This window comes from Nocardioides luti, assembly GCF_014212315.1.
GTDB classification, from domain to species: Bacteria; Actinomycetota; Actinomycetes; order Propionibacteriales; family Nocardioidaceae; genus Nocardioides; species Nocardioides luti.
Map to the genome: position 1 here is coordinate 2,821,519 of NZ_JACKXE010000001.1, position 18,976 is coordinate 2,840,494.

The following is an 18,976-nucleotide window of genomic DNA, read 5'->3' on the forward strand; positions in this document are numbered from 1 at the left end:
CCATCATGCCGTTCGGGCGGCCGCGTCCTCGGGTGCCTCGCGCGGCATCATCGTGAGGGCGGCCGCGGCGGCGAGCGCGGCGACGGCGCACACCGCCCAGACCACCAGGTAGCCGGACAGCGGCGCGTGCCCCTCGGTCGGGTCCTCGAGCGAGCCGGTCGAGGCCAGCGCGATCGCGAAGACCGAGGACGCGATCGCCCCGCCGACGGTCTTGGTCGCGTTGGTCATGCCGGTCGCGAAACCCGTGCGCTCCGGGGGCGCAGCGGCCGCCGCGGCCGCCGGGAGCGCGGCGACCAGCGCTCCGGAGCCGATGCCGGCGATGCCCATGTTGAGCAGCGCCTGCGCGGTGCTGTCGTGGAAGGGGATCCACAGCGCGTAGCCGAGCGCGACGAGGACGCACGACACCAGCAGGGCGTTGCGGGCGCCGAGGAGCCGCGAGGTCAGCGGCAGCGTGAACGCCCCGACCGCCAGCGAGATGACGTAGACGCCGATCAGCGTCGAGACGAAGCCGGCGCTGGCGCCGAGGCCGTAGCCCGCCACGTCGGGGTCGGTGCGGGCGAACGTCGAGAGCGGGATCTGCGCGCCCAGCACCGACATGCCGAAGAGGAACGCCGTGAGCTGAACCGGCCACTGCGCGCGCTGGGCGAAGAGGCGGACGTCGACGATCGGGTCGGCGTGCCCGGCCTCGTAGCGGACGAACGGCACCAGGGCCAGGACCCCGAGCACCACGAGCAGCCAGGCGAGCAGGCTGCCGGGACCCTGCAGGCGGATCGTGATCAGGCCGGCCATCACCAGGCCGAGGGCCAGGGTGACGAGGGCGAGACCGGTGAGGTCGATGCCGCCCGAGGAGACGCCGGGGCGGTCCTCGATCCCGAACCAGATGATGAGGAGGCAGATCGTCACCGCGATCGCCGGCAGCATCAGCAGCACCGGCATCGACAGCGTCTCGACGAGGGAGCCGCTGGTCAGGGCGCCGATGATGACGGCCAGCTCGAGCGCCCCGACCAGGATGCCGGCGGCGCGCCGCGTCAGCTGGGCCTGCCGGCCGCTGTCCGCCGTACGCCGGTGGATGATCGCGACCTCCATGGGCAGCCAGACGACGTACGCCCCCTGGATCGCGAAGCCGACGAGGAACGTGGTGAACGACGGGGCGAAGGCGAGGATCCACGACCCGAGCGCGGTGACCGCCGTCGAGAGCAGCAGCACCTTCTTGTGGCCGACCAGGTCGCCGAGCCGGGCGAGGAACGGCACGACCAGCGCGGAGAGGATCAGCTGGGCGGCCTCGAACCAGTTGACGTCCGCGTCGCGCATGTCGAGGTGGCCGGCGACGTCCTTCCAGATCGGGGTGTAGAAGCCCTGGAGGATCCCGCTCGCGATCTCGACGCAGACCAGGAAGCCGACGATCTTCGCCAGACCGGGGACGGGGGAGCGCTGCGCGGTGGCCGCCTGCTGGTCGAGTCCGGTCATGACGGGAGCCTTTCGATCAGGCGGAGGTACCACCCCACGCCGTCCAGGAAGTCGTCGACGCCGACGTGCTCGTCGAAGGAGTGGATCGACTGGCGCTGGGCCTTGGTCATCCGGAACGGCGCGAAGCGGTAGACGTGGTCGCAGATCTCGGTGAAGAAGCGGGAGTCCGTGGCCGCCATCATCACGTAGGGCGCGGGCACCGCGTCGGGGAACCGCTCGGCGATCGTGGACTCCAGCAGCGCGAAGGCCTCGTCGTCCGGACCCATCGGGGAGACGGGGCTGGGCTCGTTGGACTCGAGGACGTCGATGTGGACCTGGTCGTCGGCGATCGTGCGGCGGACGTGCTCGAGCACCCCGGCCACGGTGTCGCCGACCATGATCCGGATGTTGACGCCCGCCTTGGCGGTCGAGGCGATCACGTTGAGGGCCGGCGAGCCGGAGAGCGTGGTGACCGCGACGGTGGTGCGCACCATGGCGGCCGACTCCGGGCCGGCCGCGACCAGCGCCCGGGTGAGGACGGGGCGCAGACGCGCGGCGTTGGCGAGCAGGGGGCGCAGCGCGAGCGGGGCGTGCGGCGCCATCCGCCGCATCAGCTCGACGGTCGCGTCGGGGGCGCTGGCGGCCATCGGGGCGCGGTCGAGGCGCAGCACCGCGCGCGCCAGCCGCGCCGTGGGGCCGTTGCGGGCCGGCGTCGAGGCGTGCCCGCCGCGGCCCTCGACGCGAAGCTCGAGCGAGGTGGTGCCCTTCTCGGTCACGCCGATCACGCCGATCGGGGCGGCGACCCCGGGGAACGCCTCGATCGCCACCGCGCCGCCCTCGTCGAGGACGAACCAGGGGCGTACGCCGGCCGCGCGCAGGTGGGCGACCGCCGTCGGCGCGGCCGTGCCGAAGACCTCCTCGTCGCAGCCGAAGGAGAGCCAGACGTCCTGGGCGGGCACGTGGTCGCGCTCGAGCAGGGTCTCGACCGCCTCGCAGATCGCGACCAGCGAGCCCTTGTCGTCGAGGGTGCCGCGGCCCCAGATCGCCCCGTCGACCAGGTCGGCGCCGTACGCCGGGTGCTGCCACGGGGCGTCCTCGTCGACCGGGACGACGTCGAGGTGGGCCATCAGCACCACCGGCCGGTCGGCGCTGCGACCGCGCCAGTGGAACAGCAGCCCGTGGGTGCTGATCCGGGTCAGGTCGAGCCGCTCGTGCAGCACCGGGAACTGCCGCGCCAGCTCGGCCAGGAAGTCGTCGAAGAGTCCGGTGTCGACGAGGGCCGGGTCCCGGTGCGACACCGTCGGGATGCGGACCAGCGCCTGGAGCTTCGCGACCGCGCGGGCGTGCTCGACCGCGCCCTCCCTCGTGGACATGGGCTGCACGCTAGCGGGGTCCGGCCGGATCGGGGGTCGCGCCGGTGAAGTCGGTGCGTTGTCTCGGATGCGAGACCGGCGCGCGGCCGCGGTCGTTGACCCGGGTGGAGCGGACGGGTGGACTGGCGGGGTGCCCCCGACCCCCGCCGTGACCGCTGCTGCGTCAGGCTCGCCAGCCGCCGCGGTGCAGCACGTCGTCGAGCGGCTTGCGGGCCCGTCGCGCGGGGGAGCCGGCGTTGCCGGTGTCCTCGACCCGGTGGCCGATCGTGATCACGCCGACGGGGTCGAAGGTCGCGGGGATGACGAACTCACGGCGTACCGCCTCGTCGCGCTCCGGCGGGATCCCGAAGAAGCAGGAGCCCAGCCCCTCGTCGACCGCGGTCTGGAGGATGAGCAGGCTCGCCATGGCGGCGTCCATGTGCCAGAACGGCATCGGCCAGCGCGCCTCGGCCCGGTCCTCCCAGCCCTTGTCGGCCTCGGCGTAGCGGGCGAGGTACGCCGCCTTGCTGCTGCACGGGACCACCACGACCGGCGCGCGCATCATGCCGCGCAGCCAGTCGTCCGGGTCCTCGAGGGCCGCCGGGTCGGTCGTGACCTGCCACCAGCGGCGTACGTCGGCGGGCGTGTCCAGCACGACGAACGCCCAACCCTGGCTGAAGCCCGCGCTCGGGGCGTGCGTGGCGTTGGCGATCGCGCGCTCCACGACCTGCGGGTCCACCGGCCGGTCGGCGTAGTTGCGGATCATCCTGCGCCGACGCACCACGTCCTGGAACTCCATGGGGCCCGAGTATGGACCGGCCGTGGCTGACGACTTCGAGCGGATGTGGTCCGACCTGGCGCCGGTCGGGCGCTCGGCCACCTCGGGCGGCTACTTCCGCCAACCCTGGACCCCGGCCGAGGGCGAGCTGCGGGCGTGGTTCGTGGAGCAGTGCGAGGCCCGCGGGCTGCGGGTCGAGGGTGACGGGCTCGGCAACCTCGTGGGCTGGTGGGACGTCCCGTCGGGGTCGGTGGTTGAGGAGGGCGCGCAGCGCCCGTCGGGGTCGGTGGTTGAGGAGGGCGCGCAGCGCCCGTCGGGGTCGGTGGTTGAGGAGGGCGCGCAGCGCCCGTCTCGAAACCACGCCCTCCTGACCGGCTCGCACCTGGACTCGGTCCTCGACGGCGGGGCGTACGACGGCCCGCTCGGCGTCGTGGCGGCGCTGGCCGCCGTGGACCTGATGCGCGAGCGCGGCGTGGTGCCGGGGCGACCGGTCGGGGTGTCGGCGTTCGTCGAGGAGGAGGGCTCGCGCTTCGGGCTGGCCTGCCTGGGCTCGCGGCTGGCGACCGGGACGATGTCGTGGGCGACTGCGCGCGAGCTGCGGGACCGCTCCGGGGTGGCGCTGCCGGACGCGCTCGAGGCGGCGGGGCTCGGCCACGACGGGGGCTCCGGTCCCGGCGGGGTCTCGTCGCTGCTGGACGGCGTCGGCACCTTCGTCGAGCTGCACGTGGAGCAGGGCCGCGACCTGGTCGACCGCGGGGCCGCCGTCGGGGTGGCGAGCGAGATCTGGCCGCACGGGAGGTACCGCTTCGACTTCACCGGCGCCGCCAACCACGCCGGCACCACGCGGATGGAGGACCGCGAGGACCCGATGCTGACCTACGCGATGACCGCCCTGGCCGCGAACAAGCAGGCCCGGCTGGCCGGCCAGCGCGCGACCTTCGGGCGGATCGACGTCGCCCCCAACGGCACCAACGCGATCCCGTCGCGGGTGACCGCCTGGCTGGACGCCCGCTGCTCGACCGACGACGGGCTCGCCGCCCTGGTCGAGGCGATCTCGGCGCAGGCGACCGACCGGGCCGGCCGGGACGGCACGGCGCTGGAGGTCACCGCCGAGTCGGTGTCGTCCTCGGTGGCCTTCGACCCCGCCCTCGCGCGGGCGATCGCGGCCGACCACGAGGGCGGCGACTGGCCGGTGATCCCGACGATGGCGGGTCACGACGCCGGGATCCTGTCCGCTGCGGGCATCCCCACCGCGATGCTCTTCGTGCGCAACCCCACCGGCGTCTCGCACTCGCCCGCTGAGCACGCGGAGGTCGCGGACTGCCTGGTCGGCGTCTCGGCGCTGGCCGACACCCTCGAACGGCTGGCGCGCTGATGGCCCGCGCGACGGCGTACCCCCGCGAGCGGGTGCGGACCGACCCGGCGCTGCGCCGCGGGGACGGGACCCGTCGACGCCCCTCCGCGGCGACCCCGTCCGTCACTCCGGTCACACCGACCGGGGGAAACCCACACTTTCCGGGGGTTGCAACACCCGGAAAGCGCCAAATTCCCCGGATATCCGGGGAAACCGACACCCCCCAGGCGGCCCACCCATGACCCCCACGACGACCTACCTCCTCGAGCGGGCGTGGGTGGACGGCAGCGTCCAGAGCGACGTGCTGGTGGAGGTGACCGCGCACGGGCTGTTCGGGGCGGTGACGCGGCCGGGGCTCGACCTGGGGTCGTCGGGGGTCGCGAGTCTGCCCGCCGACGTCGTGCGGCTGCCGGGGCTGACGGTGCCGGGGCTGGCGAACTGCCACAGCCACGCGTTCCACCGGGCCCTGCGCGGGCGGACGCAGCGGGAGCGGGGGTCGTTCTGGACGTGGCGCGAGCAGATGTACGCCGTGGCCGGGACGCTCGACCCGGACTCCTACTACTGGCTGGCGCGGGCGACCTACCGCGAGATGGCGGCGGCGGGGATCACGACGGTGGGCGAGTTCCACTACCTGCACCACCAGGCCGACGGCACGCCGTACGACGAGCGCAACGCGATGGCCAAGGCGCTGGTCGCGGCCGCGCACGACGCCGGGATCCGGATCGCGCTGCTGGACACGTGCTACCTCAGCTCGGGCTTCGGGGCGCCCCTCGACGGCGTCCAGCGACGCTTCGGCGACCGGTCCGTGGACGGGTGGTACTCCCGGATGGTCCACCTGGAGCCCACCGCGACGACTGTCGTCGGGGCGGCCGTGCACTCGGTCCGGGCCCTGACGCCGGAGCAGATCGGGCAGGTCGGCGACCTCGTCCGCGAGCACACGGTCGAGGACCCGCAGCAGGGCTTCCGGTCGGTCCGGGGCATGCTCCCGCTGCACGTCCACCTCTCCGAGCAGGTGGCGGAGAACGACGCCTGCCGGGCGGCGTACGGCCTGACGCCCACGGGCCTGCTCGCCGAGCGCGGCGTGCTGGGGGAGCGCACCTCGCTCGTGCACGCCACGCACCTCACCGACGACGACGTGCGACGGATCGGCGAGAGCGGCGCGCACTCCTGCTTCTGCCCCACCACCGAGCGGGACCTCGGCGACGGCATCGGGCCGAGCCGGGCGCTGCGCGAGGCCGGCAGCCCGCTCACGCTGGGGTCCGACAGCCACGCCGTGATCGACCTGTTCGAGGAGATGCGGGCGGTGGAGCTCGACGAGCGGCTCGCGACGCAGCAGCGCGGGCACTGGACCGCCGCCGAGCTCCTCGAGGCGGCGACGGCGACCGGTCACGCCAGCCTCGGCTTCCCCGGCGCCGGGAGGATCGAGCGCGGCGCCCGCGCCGACCTCGTGACGCTCGACCTCACGTCGCCCCGGACGGCCGGCACCGGTCGCGACGAGAACACCGCGGTCTTCGCCGCGGCCGCCGAGGACGTCACCCACGTCGTCGTGGACGGCCGGGTCGTCGTACGCCCCGGCGACCGGGCCGACATCGGCCGCGAGCTCGACGCCGCCATCGACGCGGTCTGGAGGAAGGTCCCGTGAGCACCACGCTCTTCACGCACATCGGCGAGCTCGTCACGAACGACCCGACGGCCGACGACCTGCTCGGCGCGATCCCGGACGCCGCGCTCGTCGTCGAGGGCGGTCGGGTGGCCTGGGTCGGTCGGGCGGTCGACGCGGCGGCGGCCGACGAGGTCGTCGACCTGGGCGGGCGCGCGGTGCTGCCGGGCTTCGTCGACTCGCACTCGCACCTGGTCTTCGCGGGGGACCGGGCGCCGGAGTTCGCGGCCCGGATGGCCGGGGAGGCGTACGCCGCCGGCGGGATCCGCACGACGGTGGCGGCGACCCGGGCCGCGAGCGACGAGCAGCTCACCAGCCACGTGGCGCGGCTGGTCGCCGAGATGCGCCGGCAGGGCACGACCACCGTCGAGATCAAGAGCGGCTACGGGCTCAGCACCCGCGACGAGGCCCGCAGCCTGGCCGTCGCGCGGCAGTTCACCGAGGAGACGACGTTCCTGGGCGCGCACGTGGTCCCGGCCGGCCCGGACGGCGCCCCCGGCGACCCCGCGGCGTACGTCGACCTCGTCACCGGGCCGATGCTGGAGGCGGCGGCGCCGTACGCCCGCTGGATCGACGTCTTCTGCGAGCGCGGCGCCTTCGACGAGGACCAGGCGCGGACCGTCCTCGCGGCCGGGGCGGCGCACGGGCTGCGCGGCCGGCTGCACGCGAACCAGCTCGGCCCCGGCCCCGGGGTGCGGCTCGCCTGCGAGCTCGGCCTGGCCGCCGTCGACCACTGCACGTACCTCGACGATGCCGACGTCGACGCGCTGCGCGACGCGGGCACGGTGGCGACCCTGTTGCCGGGCGTGGAGTTCTCCACGAAGCAGCCCTACCCCGACGCCCGGCGGCTCTTGGACGCCGGTGTGCGGGTGGCGATCGCCAGCGACTGCAACCCCGGATCCTGCTTCACCAGCTCGCTGCCGTTCTGCATCGCCCTGGCCGTCCGCGAGATGGGGATGACCCCGGCCGAGGCCGTGCACGCCGCGACCGTCGGGGGTGCCCGGGCCCTGGACCGCGACGACGTCGGCGCGCTCGTCGTCGGCAGCCGCGCCGACCTGCTGGTGCTCGACGCGCCGTCGCACGTGCACCTGGCCTACCGCCCCGGCGTGCCGCTGGTGGCGGGGGTGTGGGTGGGCGGCCGCCCGCTGTAACGCGGTGTCCGCGCCACTGGTGCGGTGCTGCAGCGGGTGAATCACGACGTGGACACCGCGTTACAGCGGCGGCGGCCCCGGCTGATCGGGTAGGACGGTCCCATGGGACTCCTGCACTACTCCGCGCTCATGTCGCTCGACGGGTACGTCGTCGACGCCGACGGCCGCTTCGACTGGGCGGCGCCCGACGAGGAGGTGCACGCCTTCGTCAACGAGATGACCCGGCCGATCGGGACGTACCTCTACGGCCGGCGGATGTACGACGTCATGACCTTCTGGGAGACGGCCGAGACCGACGACGAGCCACCCGTCTTCGGGGAGTGGGCCGCGATGTGGCGCGCCGCCGACAAGGTGGTCTTCTCCTCGACGCTCGGCCCCGAGGACCTCCGCTCCGCGCGGACCCGGCTGGAGCCGCGCTGCACCGCCGACGCGCTGCGCCGGCTCAAGGACGAGACCCCGGGCGCGCTGAGCATCGGCGGCGCGACGGTGGCCGCCGAGGCCTTCGCGGCCGGCCTCGTCGACGACGTCCAGCTCTTCCTCGCGCCCGTGGTCGTCGGCGGCGGCACGCGCGGCATGCCCGACGGCGTACGCCTCGACCTGGAGCTGGTCGACGAGCGCCGCTTCGCCGGCGGGTTCGTGACGGTGCGGTACGCCGTGGGTGGGGGCGGCGCCGGCCTGTAACGCGGTGTCCACGTCACTGGCGCGGTGCTGCCACGCCCGTCGAGGGACGTGGACACCGCGTTACAGCGGACGCAGCCCCACCCGGCACAATCGACGGAGTGACCCCGACCCCCGACTTCCGCTGCGCGGCCTCCAGCGTCGCCGACGACGAGCCGATGGCGGGGAGCGCGCCGACCGAGACCGACTGGCTGCTCGTCGAGCACCCCGGGCCGTGGGGCCGCAAGGCCGTCGCGGAGAGCAACCTCGCCGACGAGGTGCGGGAGCACCTGGCCGGGCTCGAGGGCGTGCGCGTGCAGCTCATCCGGCGTCACGGGGGCGTCTCCGGTCCGGGGGTCCGGGTCTTCCGGGCCCACCTGGATCCCGCCGGCACCGGCACCACCGTCGAGACCGCCGTCCTCGCCGACGCCGCGGAGCTGCTGGGCGACGTGGCCTGGCAGCCGTACGACGGCCACCTCTGGCTGGTCTGCACGAACGGCCGCCGCGACGTCTGCTGCGCCGAGCTCGGGCGCCCGGTCGCCGGGGCGCTGAGCGCGCGCTGGCACGAGGAGACCTGGGAGACCACCCACCTGGGCGGGCACCGCTTCTCCGGCACGCTGCTGGCGCTGCCCAGCGGCGTCGCCCTCGGCCGGCTGGACGCCGACACCGCCGTCGCCGCCTGCCACGACCTGGCCCTCGGGCAGGTCCCGATCGCGCACAGCCGCGGTCGCGCCGGCGCGGCACCGGCGGCGCAGGTCGCCGAGCTGCACCTGCGCACCGAGCTCGGGCTGACCGGGCTCGACGAGGTCGCGGTCGGCTCCGTCGCGGACGAGGACGGGACCAGCGTCGTCACCCTGCACGCCAGCGGGACGGCGTACGACGTGCGCGTCGGCGGCCGCGCGAGCGAGCCGCGCCGTCAGAGCTGCGCGGACCTGGCGACCAAGCCGGGACGGGCGTACGACGTCACGCAGTGGGTACGGCACGAGGGCTGACGGCCTCCGCCTTGCGCGCCCCAGCAGACTGGCACCAGCACACCGAACCGACGCGCCGGCCGACCACGTCCGGCGCCACCGACGCCCAGGAGGACGCATGACCACGACGCCCGAAGAGCCTCTGTCCGACGACGACATCACCACGAGCGCGGCCGGGCCGGCCGGCGCGACCAAGCCTGCCGACGCCGACGGCACCGACGGCGGTGCGGACGCGGACGCGACGGACGGCGACGCCACGGACACCACCGACGGCGACGCCAGCGACGGCGACGCGACCGACACCACGGACGGCGACGCGACCGACGGTGGCGCCGACGCCGACGGCACCGACGGCGGTGCGGACGCGGACGCCACGGACGGCGACGCGACCGACACGACCGACGGGGACGCGTCCTGAGCGCTGACGCGCCCGGGTCGGCACTCGACCTGCTCAGCGGTGACGCCCAGACCTTCCTCGCGAAGGTCTGGGCGTCCCGCGTGCACGTGCACCACGCCGACCCGGACGCCCTGGTCGGCCTGCTCTCCCTGGACGACGTCGACGAGCTGCTGACGTCGTCCGCGATCCGTACGCCGTCGGTCCGGATCGCCCAGGACGGCGCGGTGCTCCCCGAGTCGTCGTACACCCGCGGCGCCACGCTGGCCGGACGTCCGCTCAGCGGCCTCGTCGACGGCCGCCGGGCCCTCGCCCTCTTCGACGGCGGCGCGACGATCGTGCTGCAGGGCCTGCACCGCTACTGGCCCGCGCTGACCGCGCTGATCGCCGAGCTCGAGCTGGAGCTCGGCCACCCCTGCCAGGCCAACGCCTACCTCACGCCGCCCGGCGCCCAGGGCTTCGCGGTCCACTCGGACTCCCACGACGTCTTCGTCTTCCAGACCGCGGGCTCCAAGCAGTGGGAGGTGCACACCCCCGACGGCGTCGAGGAGCCGCTGCTGGTGCCGGGGATCTCGATGTACCTCCCCACCGGCACCCCCCACGCCGCCCGCGCCCAGGACACCGTCTCGCTGCACGTCACCCTCGGCATCAACCAGCTGACCTGGCGCGGCCTGGTCGAGCGCAGCGTCCGCGACGTGCTCGCCGGCGTCAGCGACGAGCACCTGCCGGCCGGCTGGCTCGACGACCCCGACCGGCTCGCCGACGAGCTCGGCCGCCGTCTCGAGCTGCTCGCGGGCAACGTCCGCAACCTCGACGCCGGCGGCGCGGTCGACGCGGAGGTACGCCGCTTCCTCACGACCCGTCCCTCCCGGCTCGCGGGCGGCCTGCACGACGTGCTGGCGGCCGGTGACCTGGCCGACGGCACGCTCCTGCGCCGCCGTGCCGGGCACCCCTGCGTGCTGCTCGCCGGGGCCGACCCGTCGCGGGTCGAGGTGCTGCTCGGCGACCGCTCCCTCGACGTCCCGGCCCGGATCCGTCCTGCCCTCGAGGAGGTGCGCTCGCGGCGCGAGCTGCGGCCCTCGGACCTGGCGGACCACCTCGACGAGCAGAGCCGGCTCGTCCTCTGCCGCCGGCTGGTCCGGGAAGGGCTGCTCGAGGTCGTCCGGTGAGCGAGCCCGCCTTCCGGTGCGCCGGGGCGAGCCTGCTGCGCGACGAGCCGGTGGCCGGCACCGCCTCCACCGTCCGCGCCTTCCTGCTGCTCGAGGAGGCCGGGCCCTGGGGCGTCGACGCGCTCCGCGACGCCCGGCTGCCCGACGGCCTCGGGGTCCGGCTGCGCGCCGCCGCGGCCGCGTCGGGCGTCCGGATCCTGCTCGTGCGCCGCCCCGGCAGCCGTGCCTCGGCCGCGCCCCGCCGGGTGCTGGCGGCGTACGCCGACCCCGACGCCCCGCGCCTCGAGTCGGGCACCGTGGCGGACCCCGCGGACGTGCTCGACCTCGACCTCGCCGGGCTCCGCGCCGGAGGCAGCGCCGGGCTCGCGCCGGACCCCGGCACCGCCTTCGCCGTCTGCACCCACGGCCGCCACGACGCGTGCTGCGCCGAGCGCGGCCGGCCGGTCGCCGCGGCCCTCGCCCAGGCGCACCCCGAGGAGACCTGGGAGGTCTCGCACATCGGGGGCGACCGGTTCGCCGGCAACATGCTGGTGCTGCCGCACGGCCTCTACTACGGACGGCTCGACCCGGTCGCCGCGCTCACGGCCGCCGGCGCCCACCTCGGCGGCCAGCTCGACCTCGACCACCTCCGCGGCCGGTCCGGGCACCCGATGCCCGTCCAGGCGGCCGAGCTGGCGCTGCGCCGCGAGCTGGCCGAGACCCGCGTGGACGCCCTGCGCCTGGTCCGCCGGTCGGCCGACGACGGGGTCACCGAGGCGGTCTTCGACGTCGCCGGGGCGGCGTACGCCGTCCGCGTCCGCTCCACGATGCGCGGCTCCGAGCAGCTCACCTGCCGGGCGACCCGCGAGAACCCGGCCGTCCACCACGAGGTCCTGGGCGTCCGGCGCACATGAGCGGCACCCGACCCCTCGGTACGTTGGCAGGGTGAGCATGGCCAGGGACGAACCGGGCCGGGACCCGGAGGCCTGGGACCTGGTGGTCGTCGGCGCGGGACCGGCCGGCGCGGCCGCCGCCCTCGGGGCGCTCGCCGCCGAGCCGGGGCTGCGCGTGCTGCTCCTCGACCGGGCCGACTTCCCCCGCGACAAGTGCTGCGGCGACGGGATCGCGCCGCACGTCCTCGACGTGCTCCGCACCGTCGGCGCCGGGCACGTGGTCGACGGGTGGACCCCGCTGGAGCAGCTGGAGCTCTCCCGCGAGGACCGCTCGGTCACCGGGCGGATGGCCCGGCCCGTCTGGGTCGTCCCGCGCGAGGTCTTCGACGCCCGCCTCGTCGAGGCCGCGGTCGCCGCGGGAGCGGTGCTGCGCCGCCACCGGGTCCGCACCCTGGCCGCGCACGCGGGCGGCACGCTCGTCGACGACCACCTGCTCGCCCGGGTTCTGGTCGGCGCCGACGGCGCGCACTCGGTCGTCCGCACCCACCTCGGCGAGCCGAACGCCGGCCGCCGGGCGCTGGCGCTGCGCGGCTACGCACCCACGCCGGACTCCCGCAGGGGCCGGCAGGTGATCCGCTACGGCGACCGTCGCCAGCCGTCGTACGCCTGGGCCTTCGACCGCGGCGACGGCCTCTCGAACGTCGGGTACGGCGAGTTCGTCGACGACCACGCCGGCCCGGACGACGAAGGCGTGACCCGCGCGATCCTGCTGGAGCAGCTCGAGCGGCTGCTGCCCGGCAGCACCGAGGGCGGGACGCAGTGGCGCGCCCACCACCTGCCGCTGTCCGGCTGGCGCTGGGACCAGCCCGACGGGGCCGTGCTCCTCGCCGGCGACGCGGCCGGCCTGATCAACCCGATGACCGGCGAGGGCATCTACTACGCCGTCGCGACGGGGGTCCTCGCCGGCCGCACCGCCGCCCGCGTGCTCGCCGCCGACGAGCCGGAACAGGCCGGACGGGCCCACCGGGCGGCCGTCCGTTCCCTCCTCGGCCGCCACCTCCACCACACCTGGCTGGCCTCCCGGTTGACCCGCCGTCCCGAGGTCGTGGACGCCGGCATCGGGGCCGCCGGCCGCAGCCGGCACGCCTTCGACGCCCTGGTCGAGCTCGGCCTCGGCGACGGCCGGATCACCCCGCGGCTCGCGGCCGGGCTGGCCACCGAGCTGGTCCGCGGCACCCGCCCCACCAGCAGCACCCGGCCCACCACGCGCACCCCCCGTCGATGAAGGAGTCGGACACATGGAGATCCTCGCGGTCCGCGGCGTCCTGCCCGAGCACACCTACCCCCAGCAGGAGATCACCGACGCCTTCGCCGGGGTGATCGCCGACGGCGGCTTCGACGAGAAGCTGCTGCGTCGCTTCCACCGCAACTCCGGCGTCGACCAGCGCAGCCTGGTGCTGCCGCTGGAGGAGTACGCCGGCATCCGCGACTTCACCCACGCCAACGACCTCTTCCTGGAGCACGCGGTCGAGCTGGGGTCGCGGGCCGTCGTCGACGCGCTCAAGGCCGCGGGGCTGACGCCGAGCGACGTCGACCTCGTCGTGGCCGCGACCGTCACCGGCCTGGCGATCCCGACGCTGGAGGCCCGGATCGCGGCCCGGATCGGGCTGCGTCCCGACGTGAAGCGGATGCCGCTCGTCGGCCTCGGCTGCGTGGCCGGCGCCGCCGGCATCGCCCGCGTCCACGACTACCTGCTCGGCCACCCCGACGACGTGGCCGTCCTGGTGACCGTCGAGCTCTGCTCGCTGACCGTCCAGCGCGACGACGTCTCGGTGCCCAACCTGGTGGCGAGCGGCCTCTTCGGCGACGGCGCCGCGGCCGTGGTCGCCTGCGGCGGCTCCGGCAGCGGCGACGGCGCGGCGGACGTGGTCGACACGGTGAGCCGGCTCTACCCCGACTCCGAGCGCACGATGGGCTTCGACGTCGGCGCGACCGGCCTGCGGATCGTGCTCGACGCCCAGGTGCCCGCGGTGGTCAACCACTACATCCGCGACGACGTCGACGCCTTCCTGGCCCGCCACGACCTCACCCGCGCCGACATCGGCTGGTGGGTCTGCCACCCCGGCGGCCCCAAGGTGATCGAGGCCCTCGAGAGCGCGCTCGACGTGCCGCGCGAGGCCGTCCAGCTCACCTGGGACTCGCTGGCCCGGATCGGCAACCTCTCCTCGGCGTCCGTGCTGCACGTCCTCGCGGACACGTTGCGCGAGCGCCCGCCGAGCCCCGGCTCGTGGGGCATCCTGCTCGCCATGGGTCCCGGCTTCTGCTCCGAGCTCGTGCTGCTGCGCGCCCCGGGGGAGGGCACATGACCTCACTCGTCGCCTTCACCGTCGTCGTCGCGCTGGTCGGCCTCGAGCGCCTCGCCGAGCTCGTGGTCTCGAAGCGCAACGCCGCCTGGAGCCTCGCGCGCGGCGGCGTCGAGAGCGGTCAGGGCCACTACCCCTTCATGGTCGTGCTGCACTCCGGCTTCCTCGTGGCGATGCTCCTCGAGGCGTGGGTACGCCGGCCCGACGTCGCCCCGGCGCTCGCCTGGTCGATGCTGGCGCTGGTCGTGGGGTCGCAGGCGCTGCGCTGGTGGTGCATCACCACGCTGGGGCCGCGCTGGAACACCCGCGTGATCATCGTCCCGGGGCTGGCCCCGGTCGCGTCCGGCCCGTACCGCCTGCTGCCGCACCCCAACTACGTCGCCGTCGTCGTCGAGGGCGTCGCCCTGCCGCTGGTCCACGGCGCCTGGATCACCGCGCTGGCGTTCACCGTCCTCGACGCCGCGCTGCTCACCGTCCGGATCCGGGTGGAGAACCAGGCGCTGGCGACCCTGCCGGGGGCGCGGGTCCATGCGTGACCTGCTGGTGGCCGGCGGCGGTCCGGTCGGGCTCGCGACGGCGCTCCACGCCGCCCGGGCCGGCCTCGACGTGGCCGTCGTCGAGCCGCGGGACGGCACCCTGGACAAGGCCTGCGGCGAGGGGCTGATGCCCGGCGCCGTCGCGGCGCTGACCGACCTCGGGGTCCCGCTGGACGGGCACGAGATCACCGGCATCCGCTACCTCGACGGGTCGCGGACCGCCGAGGCGCCGTTCCGCGGGCCCGGCGGGCTCGGCGTCCGGCGTACGACCCTGCACGCGGCGCTCCGCGACACCGTCCGGGCCGCCGGGGTGACGACCGAGCAGCGCCGGGTGCGGTCCGTCGAGGACCGCGGCGACCACCTGCTCGTGGACGGCGAGCCCACCCGCCACCTGATCGCCGCGGACGGCCTCCACTCGCCCGTGCGCCGGCTGGTCGGCCTCGACGACCCGGTGGCCGGGCACCGGCGCTACGGCCAGCGCTGCCACGTCCCGGTCGCGCCCTGGACGTCGTTCGTCGAGGTGCACTGGGCGCGGTTCGGCGAGGCCTACGTGACCCCGGTCGGCGACGACCGGATCGGCGTCGCGGTGCTGACCGACGAGCGCCGTCCGCTCGAGGACCTCCTGCAGGACTTCCCGCTGCTCGCGGAGCGGCTCGCCGGCCACCCGGTCGTGGACGTCCGCGGCGCCGGCCCGCTGCGCCAGCGCTCGCGGCGCCGGGTCGCCGGCCGGGTGCTGCTGGTCGGGGACGCGGCCGGCTACGTCGACGCGCTGACCGGCGAGGGGATCGCGCTCGGGCTGGCCCAGGCCCGTGCGGCCGTCGCGGCCGTCCGTGCCGGTGTCCCGCAGCGCTACGAGCGCGAGTGGCGGCGGCTCGGGCGGCGCCACGACCTGCTCACCCACGGGCTGCTCACCGCGACCCGGCACCCGGTGCTCCGGCGCAGCGTCGTGCCCGCGGCCGCCACCCTGCCGCGCGTCTTCGGCGCGGCCGTGCACCAGCTGGCGAGGCCCGCATGAGCGCCGGCGACGGACCGCGCGAGGAGCTCGTCGTGCTCCTCGACGAGGACGGCCGCGCCACCGGCACCACCCCCAAGGCCGGCGTCCACCACGCCGCGACCCCGCTGCACCTGGCGTTCTCCTGCTACCTCTCCGACGGGGCCGGGCGGCTGCTGATGACCCGTCGCGCGCTGCACAAGCCGACCTGGCCGGGCGCGTGGACGAACAGCGTCTGCGGCCACCCGCTGCCCGGCGAGGCGCTGGACGACGCGGTCCGCCGCCGGGTGCGCGACGAGGTGGGCGTCGACGCCCACGACGTACGCCTCCTCCTGCCGGCGTTTCGCTACCGCGCCGTGATGCCCAACGGCGTGGTCGAGAACGAGATGTGCCCGGTCTTCGCGGCCACCACCACCGACCCGCTCGCGCTCGACCCGGACGAGGTCGACGACGCGCGCTGGGTCGACTGGTCGAACTTCCGCGCCGAGGTCCTCGAGGGTCGCCGCCCGATCAGCCCCTGGTGCCGCGAGCAGGTCGCGCTGCTCCCGGTCGACCCGTGGTCCGCGCCCGCGCAGCCGCGGTCCGCGCTGCCGCCGGCGGCCCGGGACGTGTGAGACGGGTGTGAACGGCGCCGGTCGCGGGTAGGACCCCGCCCATGAGCGACCAGGCGACCCCGATCCGTGGCAACCGCGCCGGCGAGGGCTGGCACCTCGAGCCGCGGCGCCGCTGGCTGCTCCTCGTGGGGGCCGTCCTGGCCGCGGCGCTCCTCATCGTTCCCGGCATCGTCGCGGCGACCCAGGGCAAGCTGCTCGCCGCGGCGTTCTGCATCGTCATCGGCCTCGCCTTCCTGGCACTGCCGTTCGGCCGCACCCGCCGCCGGCTGCCGGCCCGGGCCTGGACCGACGGCACGGAGCACGGGGTGCTGCTGCCCACGCACCCGATGAAGGTCACCTCCATCGCGGCGCTGGCGGTGCTCGGGTCCGTGCTCACGGCCGCCGGGGTGGGCATCGGCGTCGAGGCGGTGCTCGACGGCACGTACGGCGACCTGGTCGGCGCGTTCATCTCGCTGCTGATCGGGCTGCTGATGCTGCTCGGGGCGTACGCCGGCATCCGCAGCCGGATGGCCAGCGACCGCGGCCTCCTCCTCACCCCGGCCGCCGTCACGCTGCGGACCGGCCGGGTCGTGGAGGTCCTCCCGTGGACCGGCGTGGTGGCGGTGCACGCGCACTGGAACCGTCGCGTCCGGGGCGCCTTCAAGTCCGTCGACGAGCAGATCGACAACTGGCTGACCTTCCAGACGGCTCCCGGCGTCGTCGAGGGGGACGACCCGCTGGCGCTGATGTCCGGGACGAAGCAGCCCACGCTCGACGCGGAGACCCTGGCGATGGACCCCTACGTCGTCGTCGACGTGCTGCGGTTCTACCTCGAGCAGCCGGACCGCCGGACGGAGCTGGCCACCGACGCCGCGCTCGCGCGGGTTGCCGACCTCGAGCGCAACCGCGCCCTCACCACGCACTGACCCCGGCAGTACCGTCGCGGCATGCCCCCGCTGCTCCGCGCCGCCCACGCGGGTCCCGCGCTGGCGGTGGTCGTCCTGGCCGCGCTGCTCGCGGTCGCCGACGGCCTCGCGGTCGAGCGCGTCGGGCTCGTCGCGCTGGCGGTGCTGGCCGGGCAGCTCTCGGTCGGCTGGTCCAACGACGCGATCGACGCCGGCCGCGACCGGGTCGCGGGCCGGTCCGACAAGCCGCTCGCCCGGGGCGACCTGCGCGACCGGACCGTCTGGGCGGCGGCCGTGCTGGCCCTGGCGGCCTGCGTGCCGCTCTCGCTCGCGTGCGGGTGGGTCGCCGGGCTCGTGCACCTCGGCTGCGTCGCCTCCGCGTGGTCCTACAACGCGGGGCTGAAGTCGACTCCGTGGTCGTTCGCACCGTACGCCGTCTCGTTCGGCGCCCTCGTCGTGTTCGTGTCGCTCGCGGGCCGGCCGTCGGTGCTGCCGCCGTGGTGGCAGCCGGTGGCCGGGGCCCTGCTGGGGGTCGGTGCCCACCTGCTCAACGTGCTGCCGGACCTCGCCGACGACGCGGCCACCGGTGTCCACGGTCTGCCGCACCGGCTCGGGGCGCGGTGGCTGCCGCCGGTCGCGACCGGGGTGCTGGTGGCCGGCAGCCTCGTGGTGGCCCTCGGCGCCGGGATCGGTCGGCCCGCCGTGGTCGCCGGGCTGGTCGTCGTCCTGCTGCTGGCCGCGGTCGCGGCCCGCAGCCGCGGCCGGGCGGGCTTCCTCTCGGCCGTCGGCATCGCCCTCGCCGACGTGGTGCTGCTGGTCCTCGCGGGTCGCTAGGCCCGACCGATACCCGGTGGCGGTAGCCGCGCCGCCCGGGTAGGAAGGGCGCATGGTGCTCACCCCGGACGTCGAGTCGCTGGCCGCCATCGTCGAGGAGGTGCGTGGGTGGGACGTCGACCCCGACCTGGCGCCCCTGCACGTCGGTGACCTGGGGTGGAACCAGCAGTTCGGTGCCGCCGCGCTGGCCGCCGCCCTGCGGGTCTGGCACGTCGACGACCGGCTGGCTGCAGTGGGCCTCCTCGACGAGCCCGACCTGCTGCGCCTCACGGTGGCGCCGGAGCTCCGTGAGGACGAGGACTTCGTGCGCGGCTTCGTGGCCGACCTCGAGGCGGAGGACGGACGCGTGCTGCCGGCCGGCGAGGTCGCGGTGGAGGCCCGGTTCGCCGGGCCGCTGCACGAGCTGCTGCTCGCGCGGGGGTGGGCCTACGACGAGCCGTGGACGCCGCTCGTGCGCGACCTGTCGCAGGAGGTGCCCGAGACCCGCCTCCGGGTCGAGGACGTGGACCCCGACCGTCTCGACGACCGCCTGGCGGTGCACCACGCGGCGTTCGACCGCAGCACCTTCACCGCGGAGCGGTGGCGGGCGCTGGCGCAGGGGCCGGCGTACGCCCACGCCCGGTCGCTGGTGGGGTACGACGACCGGCACGTCGCCGTCGCCATGGTGACCGTGTGGGCGGGCCGGCCGGGCGGGCCCGGTGAGCTCGAGCCGATGGGGGTGCACCGCGACCACCGGGGTCGCGGTCACGGCCGGGAGATCTGCCTCGCGGCCGCGGCCGCGCTCCGCGCGGTCGCGGCCGCGGCCGCGCTCCGCGCGATGGGGTCCTCGCACGCGTTCGTCAGCACCCCGAGCGGCAACGTGGGGGGCGTGGCGACCTACCGGGCGGCGGGCTACGACGAGAAGCCGCAGGTGCGGGACCTGCGCCGGCGGGCCTGAGGCCGGCCGGAGC

Annotated in this window: 19 protein-coding genes; 16 read left to right on the forward strand and 3 right to left on the reverse strand. The window is 75.7% G+C overall.

From position 1 onward, the window contains the following. Nucleotides 1-3: 3 nt before the first annotated feature. From H5V45_RS13375 to H5V45_RS13385, 3 genes are all read right to left on the reverse strand, one after another. Entirely contained in the window at nt 4-1,467 is a 1,464-nt protein-coding gene (locus H5V45_RS13375; RefSeq protein ID WP_185253387.1) for an MFS transporter, read from the reverse strand. After that, on the reverse strand, nt 1,464-2,819 hold the full coding sequence (locus H5V45_RS13380; protein WP_185253388.1) for a M20/M25/M40 family metallo-hydrolase: 1,356 nt from the start codon (nt 2,817-2,819) through the stop codon (nt 1,464-1,466). Before H5V45_RS13380 ends, H5V45_RS13375 begins: the two co-directional genes overlap by 4 nt. A 163-nt stretch (nt 2,820-2,982) precedes the next feature. Beyond that, nucleotides 2,983-3,597: a nitroreductase family protein gene (locus H5V45_RS13385; RefSeq protein WP_185253389.1), complete on the reverse strand. Its 615-nt coding sequence runs from the start codon at nt 3,595-3,597 to the stop codon at nt 2,983-2,985. Nucleotides 3,598-3,619: 22 nt separating this feature from the next. Between H5V45_RS13385 and H5V45_RS13390 the strand changes: the two genes are divergently transcribed. The 16 genes from H5V45_RS13390 to H5V45_RS13465 all read left to right on the forward strand — a co-directional run bounded on the left by H5V45_RS13390 (nt 3,620) and on the right by H5V45_RS13465 (nt 18,963). Further along, the gene (locus H5V45_RS13390) at nt 3,620-4,951 is read left to right on the forward strand and encodes an allantoate amidohydrolase (RefSeq protein ID WP_185253390.1); all 1,332 of its coding nucleotides are present in this window, start codon (nt 3,620-3,622) and stop codon (nt 4,949-4,951) included. A 217-nt stretch (nt 4,952-5,168) separates the two neighbouring features. Next, nucleotides 5,169-6,572 (forward strand): formimidoylglutamate deiminase, encoded by a 1,404-nt coding sequence (locus H5V45_RS13395; RefSeq protein WP_185253391.1) that lies wholly within the window; start codon nt 5,169-5,171, stop codon nt 6,570-6,572. Beyond that, a complete protein-coding gene (hutI, locus tag H5V45_RS13400) occupies nt 6,569-7,741 on the forward strand; it encodes an imidazolonepropionase (RefSeq protein ID WP_185253392.1) in 1,173 nt (390 codons plus the stop codon). The genes H5V45_RS13395 and hutI overlap by 4 nt, the downstream gene beginning before the upstream one ends. A 102-nt stretch (nt 7,742-7,843) precedes the next feature. Then, nucleotides 7,844-8,422: a dihydrofolate reductase family protein gene (locus tag H5V45_RS13405; RefSeq protein ID WP_185253393.1), complete on the forward strand. Its 579-nt coding sequence runs from the start codon at nt 7,844-7,846 to the stop codon at nt 8,420-8,422. Between the two features lie 98 nt (nt 8,423-8,520). Next, nucleotides 8,521-9,390, forward strand: coding sequence for a sucrase ferredoxin (locus tag H5V45_RS13410; RefSeq protein WP_185253394.1), 870 nt, complete (start codon nt 8,521-8,523; stop codon nt 9,388-9,390). A gap of 97 nt (nt 9,391-9,487) precedes the next feature. Further along, a complete protein-coding gene (locus tag H5V45_RS13415) occupies nt 9,488-9,787 on the forward strand; it encodes a hypothetical protein (protein WP_185253395.1) in 300 nt (99 codons plus the stop codon). Between the two features lie 80 nt (nt 9,788-9,867). Further along, nucleotides 9,868-10,932: a cupin domain-containing protein gene (locus H5V45_RS13420; RefSeq protein ID WP_343061551.1), complete on the forward strand. Its 1,065-nt coding sequence runs from the start codon at nt 9,868-9,870 to the stop codon at nt 10,930-10,932. Next, nucleotides 10,929-11,825: a sucrase ferredoxin gene (locus H5V45_RS13425; protein ID WP_185253396.1), complete on the forward strand. Its 897-nt coding sequence runs from the start codon at nt 10,929-10,931 to the stop codon at nt 11,823-11,825. The genes H5V45_RS13420 and H5V45_RS13425 overlap by 4 nt, the downstream gene beginning before the upstream one ends. Nucleotides 11,826-11,862: 37 nt before the next feature. After that, a complete protein-coding gene (locus H5V45_RS13430) occupies nt 11,863-13,089 on the forward strand; it encodes an NAD(P)/FAD-dependent oxidoreductase (RefSeq protein WP_185253397.1) in 1,227 nt (408 codons plus the stop codon). A gap of 13 nt (nt 13,090-13,102) precedes the next feature. Then, the gene (locus tag H5V45_RS13435; protein WP_185253398.1) at nt 13,103-14,170 is read left to right on the forward strand and encodes a type III polyketide synthase; all 1,068 of its coding nucleotides are present in this window, start codon (nt 13,103-13,105) and stop codon (nt 14,168-14,170) included. Then, nucleotides 14,167-14,703, forward strand: coding sequence for an isoprenylcysteine carboxyl methyltransferase family protein (locus tag H5V45_RS13440; protein ID WP_185253399.1), 537 nt, complete (start codon nt 14,167-14,169; stop codon nt 14,701-14,703). Before H5V45_RS13435 ends, H5V45_RS13440 begins: the two co-directional genes overlap by 4 nt. Continuing rightward, on the forward strand, nt 14,696-15,718 hold the full coding sequence (locus H5V45_RS13445) for an NAD(P)/FAD-dependent oxidoreductase (protein WP_185253400.1): 1,023 nt from the start codon (nt 14,696-14,698) through the stop codon (nt 15,716-15,718). The genes H5V45_RS13440 and H5V45_RS13445 overlap by 8 nt, the downstream gene beginning before the upstream one ends. Then, entirely contained in the window at nt 15,715-16,308 is a 594-nt protein-coding gene (gene idi / locus H5V45_RS13450) for an isopentenyl-diphosphate Delta-isomerase (RefSeq protein ID WP_185253401.1), read from the forward strand. The genes H5V45_RS13445 and idi overlap by 4 nt, the downstream gene beginning before the upstream one ends. A 41-nt stretch (nt 16,309-16,349) precedes the next feature. Further along, nucleotides 16,350-17,213, forward strand: coding sequence for a hypothetical protein (locus tag H5V45_RS13455; RefSeq protein ID WP_185253402.1), 864 nt, complete (start codon nt 16,350-16,352; stop codon nt 17,211-17,213). A 21-nt stretch (nt 17,214-17,234) separates the two neighbouring features. Further along, on the forward strand, nt 17,235-18,026 hold the full coding sequence (locus tag H5V45_RS13460) for a UbiA family prenyltransferase (protein WP_185253403.1): 792 nt from the start codon (nt 17,235-17,237) through the stop codon (nt 18,024-18,026). Between the two features lie 52 nt (nt 18,027-18,078). Further along, nucleotides 18,079-18,963, forward strand: coding sequence for a GNAT family N-acetyltransferase (locus tag H5V45_RS13465; RefSeq protein ID WP_185253404.1), 885 nt, complete (start codon nt 18,079-18,081; stop codon nt 18,961-18,963). Nucleotides 18,964-18,976: the final 13 nt, after the last annotated feature.

Coding starts and splice junctions, on each gene's coding strand:
- H5V45_RS13375 (WP_185253387.1), bottom strand. CDS start 1,467: ATGACCGGACTCGACCAGCAGGCGGCCACCGCGCAGCGCTCCCCCGTC.
- H5V45_RS13380 (WP_185253388.1), bottom strand. CDS start 2,819: ATGTCCACGAGGGAGGGCGCGGTCGAGCACGCCCGCGCGGTCGCGAAG.
- H5V45_RS13385 (WP_185253389.1), bottom strand. CDS start 3,597: ATGGAGTTCCAGGACGTGGTGCGTCGGCGCAGGATGATCCGCAACTAC.
- H5V45_RS13395 (WP_185253391.1), top strand. CDS start 5,169: ATGACCCCCACGACGACCTACCTCCTCGAGCGGGCGTGGGTGGACGGC.
- H5V45_RS13405 (WP_185253393.1), top strand. CDS start 7,844: ATGGGACTCCTGCACTACTCCGCGCTCATGTCGCTCGACGGGTACGTC.
- H5V45_RS13415 (WP_185253395.1), top strand. CDS start 9,488: ATGACCACGACGCCCGAAGAGCCTCTGTCCGACGACGACATCACCACG.
- H5V45_RS13430 (WP_185253397.1), top strand. CDS start 11,863: ATGGCCAGGGACGAACCGGGCCGGGACCCGGAGGCCTGGGACCTGGTG.
- H5V45_RS13435 (WP_185253398.1), top strand. CDS start 13,103: ATGGAGATCCTCGCGGTCCGCGGCGTCCTGCCCGAGCACACCTACCCC.
- H5V45_RS13440 (WP_185253399.1), top strand. CDS start 14,167: ATGACCTCACTCGTCGCCTTCACCGTCGTCGTCGCGCTGGTCGGCCTC.
- H5V45_RS13445 (WP_185253400.1), top strand. CDS start 14,696: ATGCGTGACCTGCTGGTGGCCGGCGGCGGTCCGGTCGGGCTCGCGACG.
- idi (WP_185253401.1), top strand. CDS start 15,715: ATGAGCGCCGGCGACGGACCGCGCGAGGAGCTCGTCGTGCTCCTCGAC.
- H5V45_RS13455 (WP_185253402.1), top strand. CDS start 16,350: ATGAGCGACCAGGCGACCCCGATCCGTGGCAACCGCGCCGGCGAGGGC.
- H5V45_RS13460 (WP_185253403.1), top strand. CDS start 17,235: ATGCCCCCGCTGCTCCGCGCCGCCCACGCGGGTCCCGCGCTGGCGGTG.
- H5V45_RS13465 (WP_185253404.1), top strand. CDS start 18,079: ATGGTGCTCACCCCGGACGTCGAGTCGCTGGCCGCCATCGTCGAGGAG.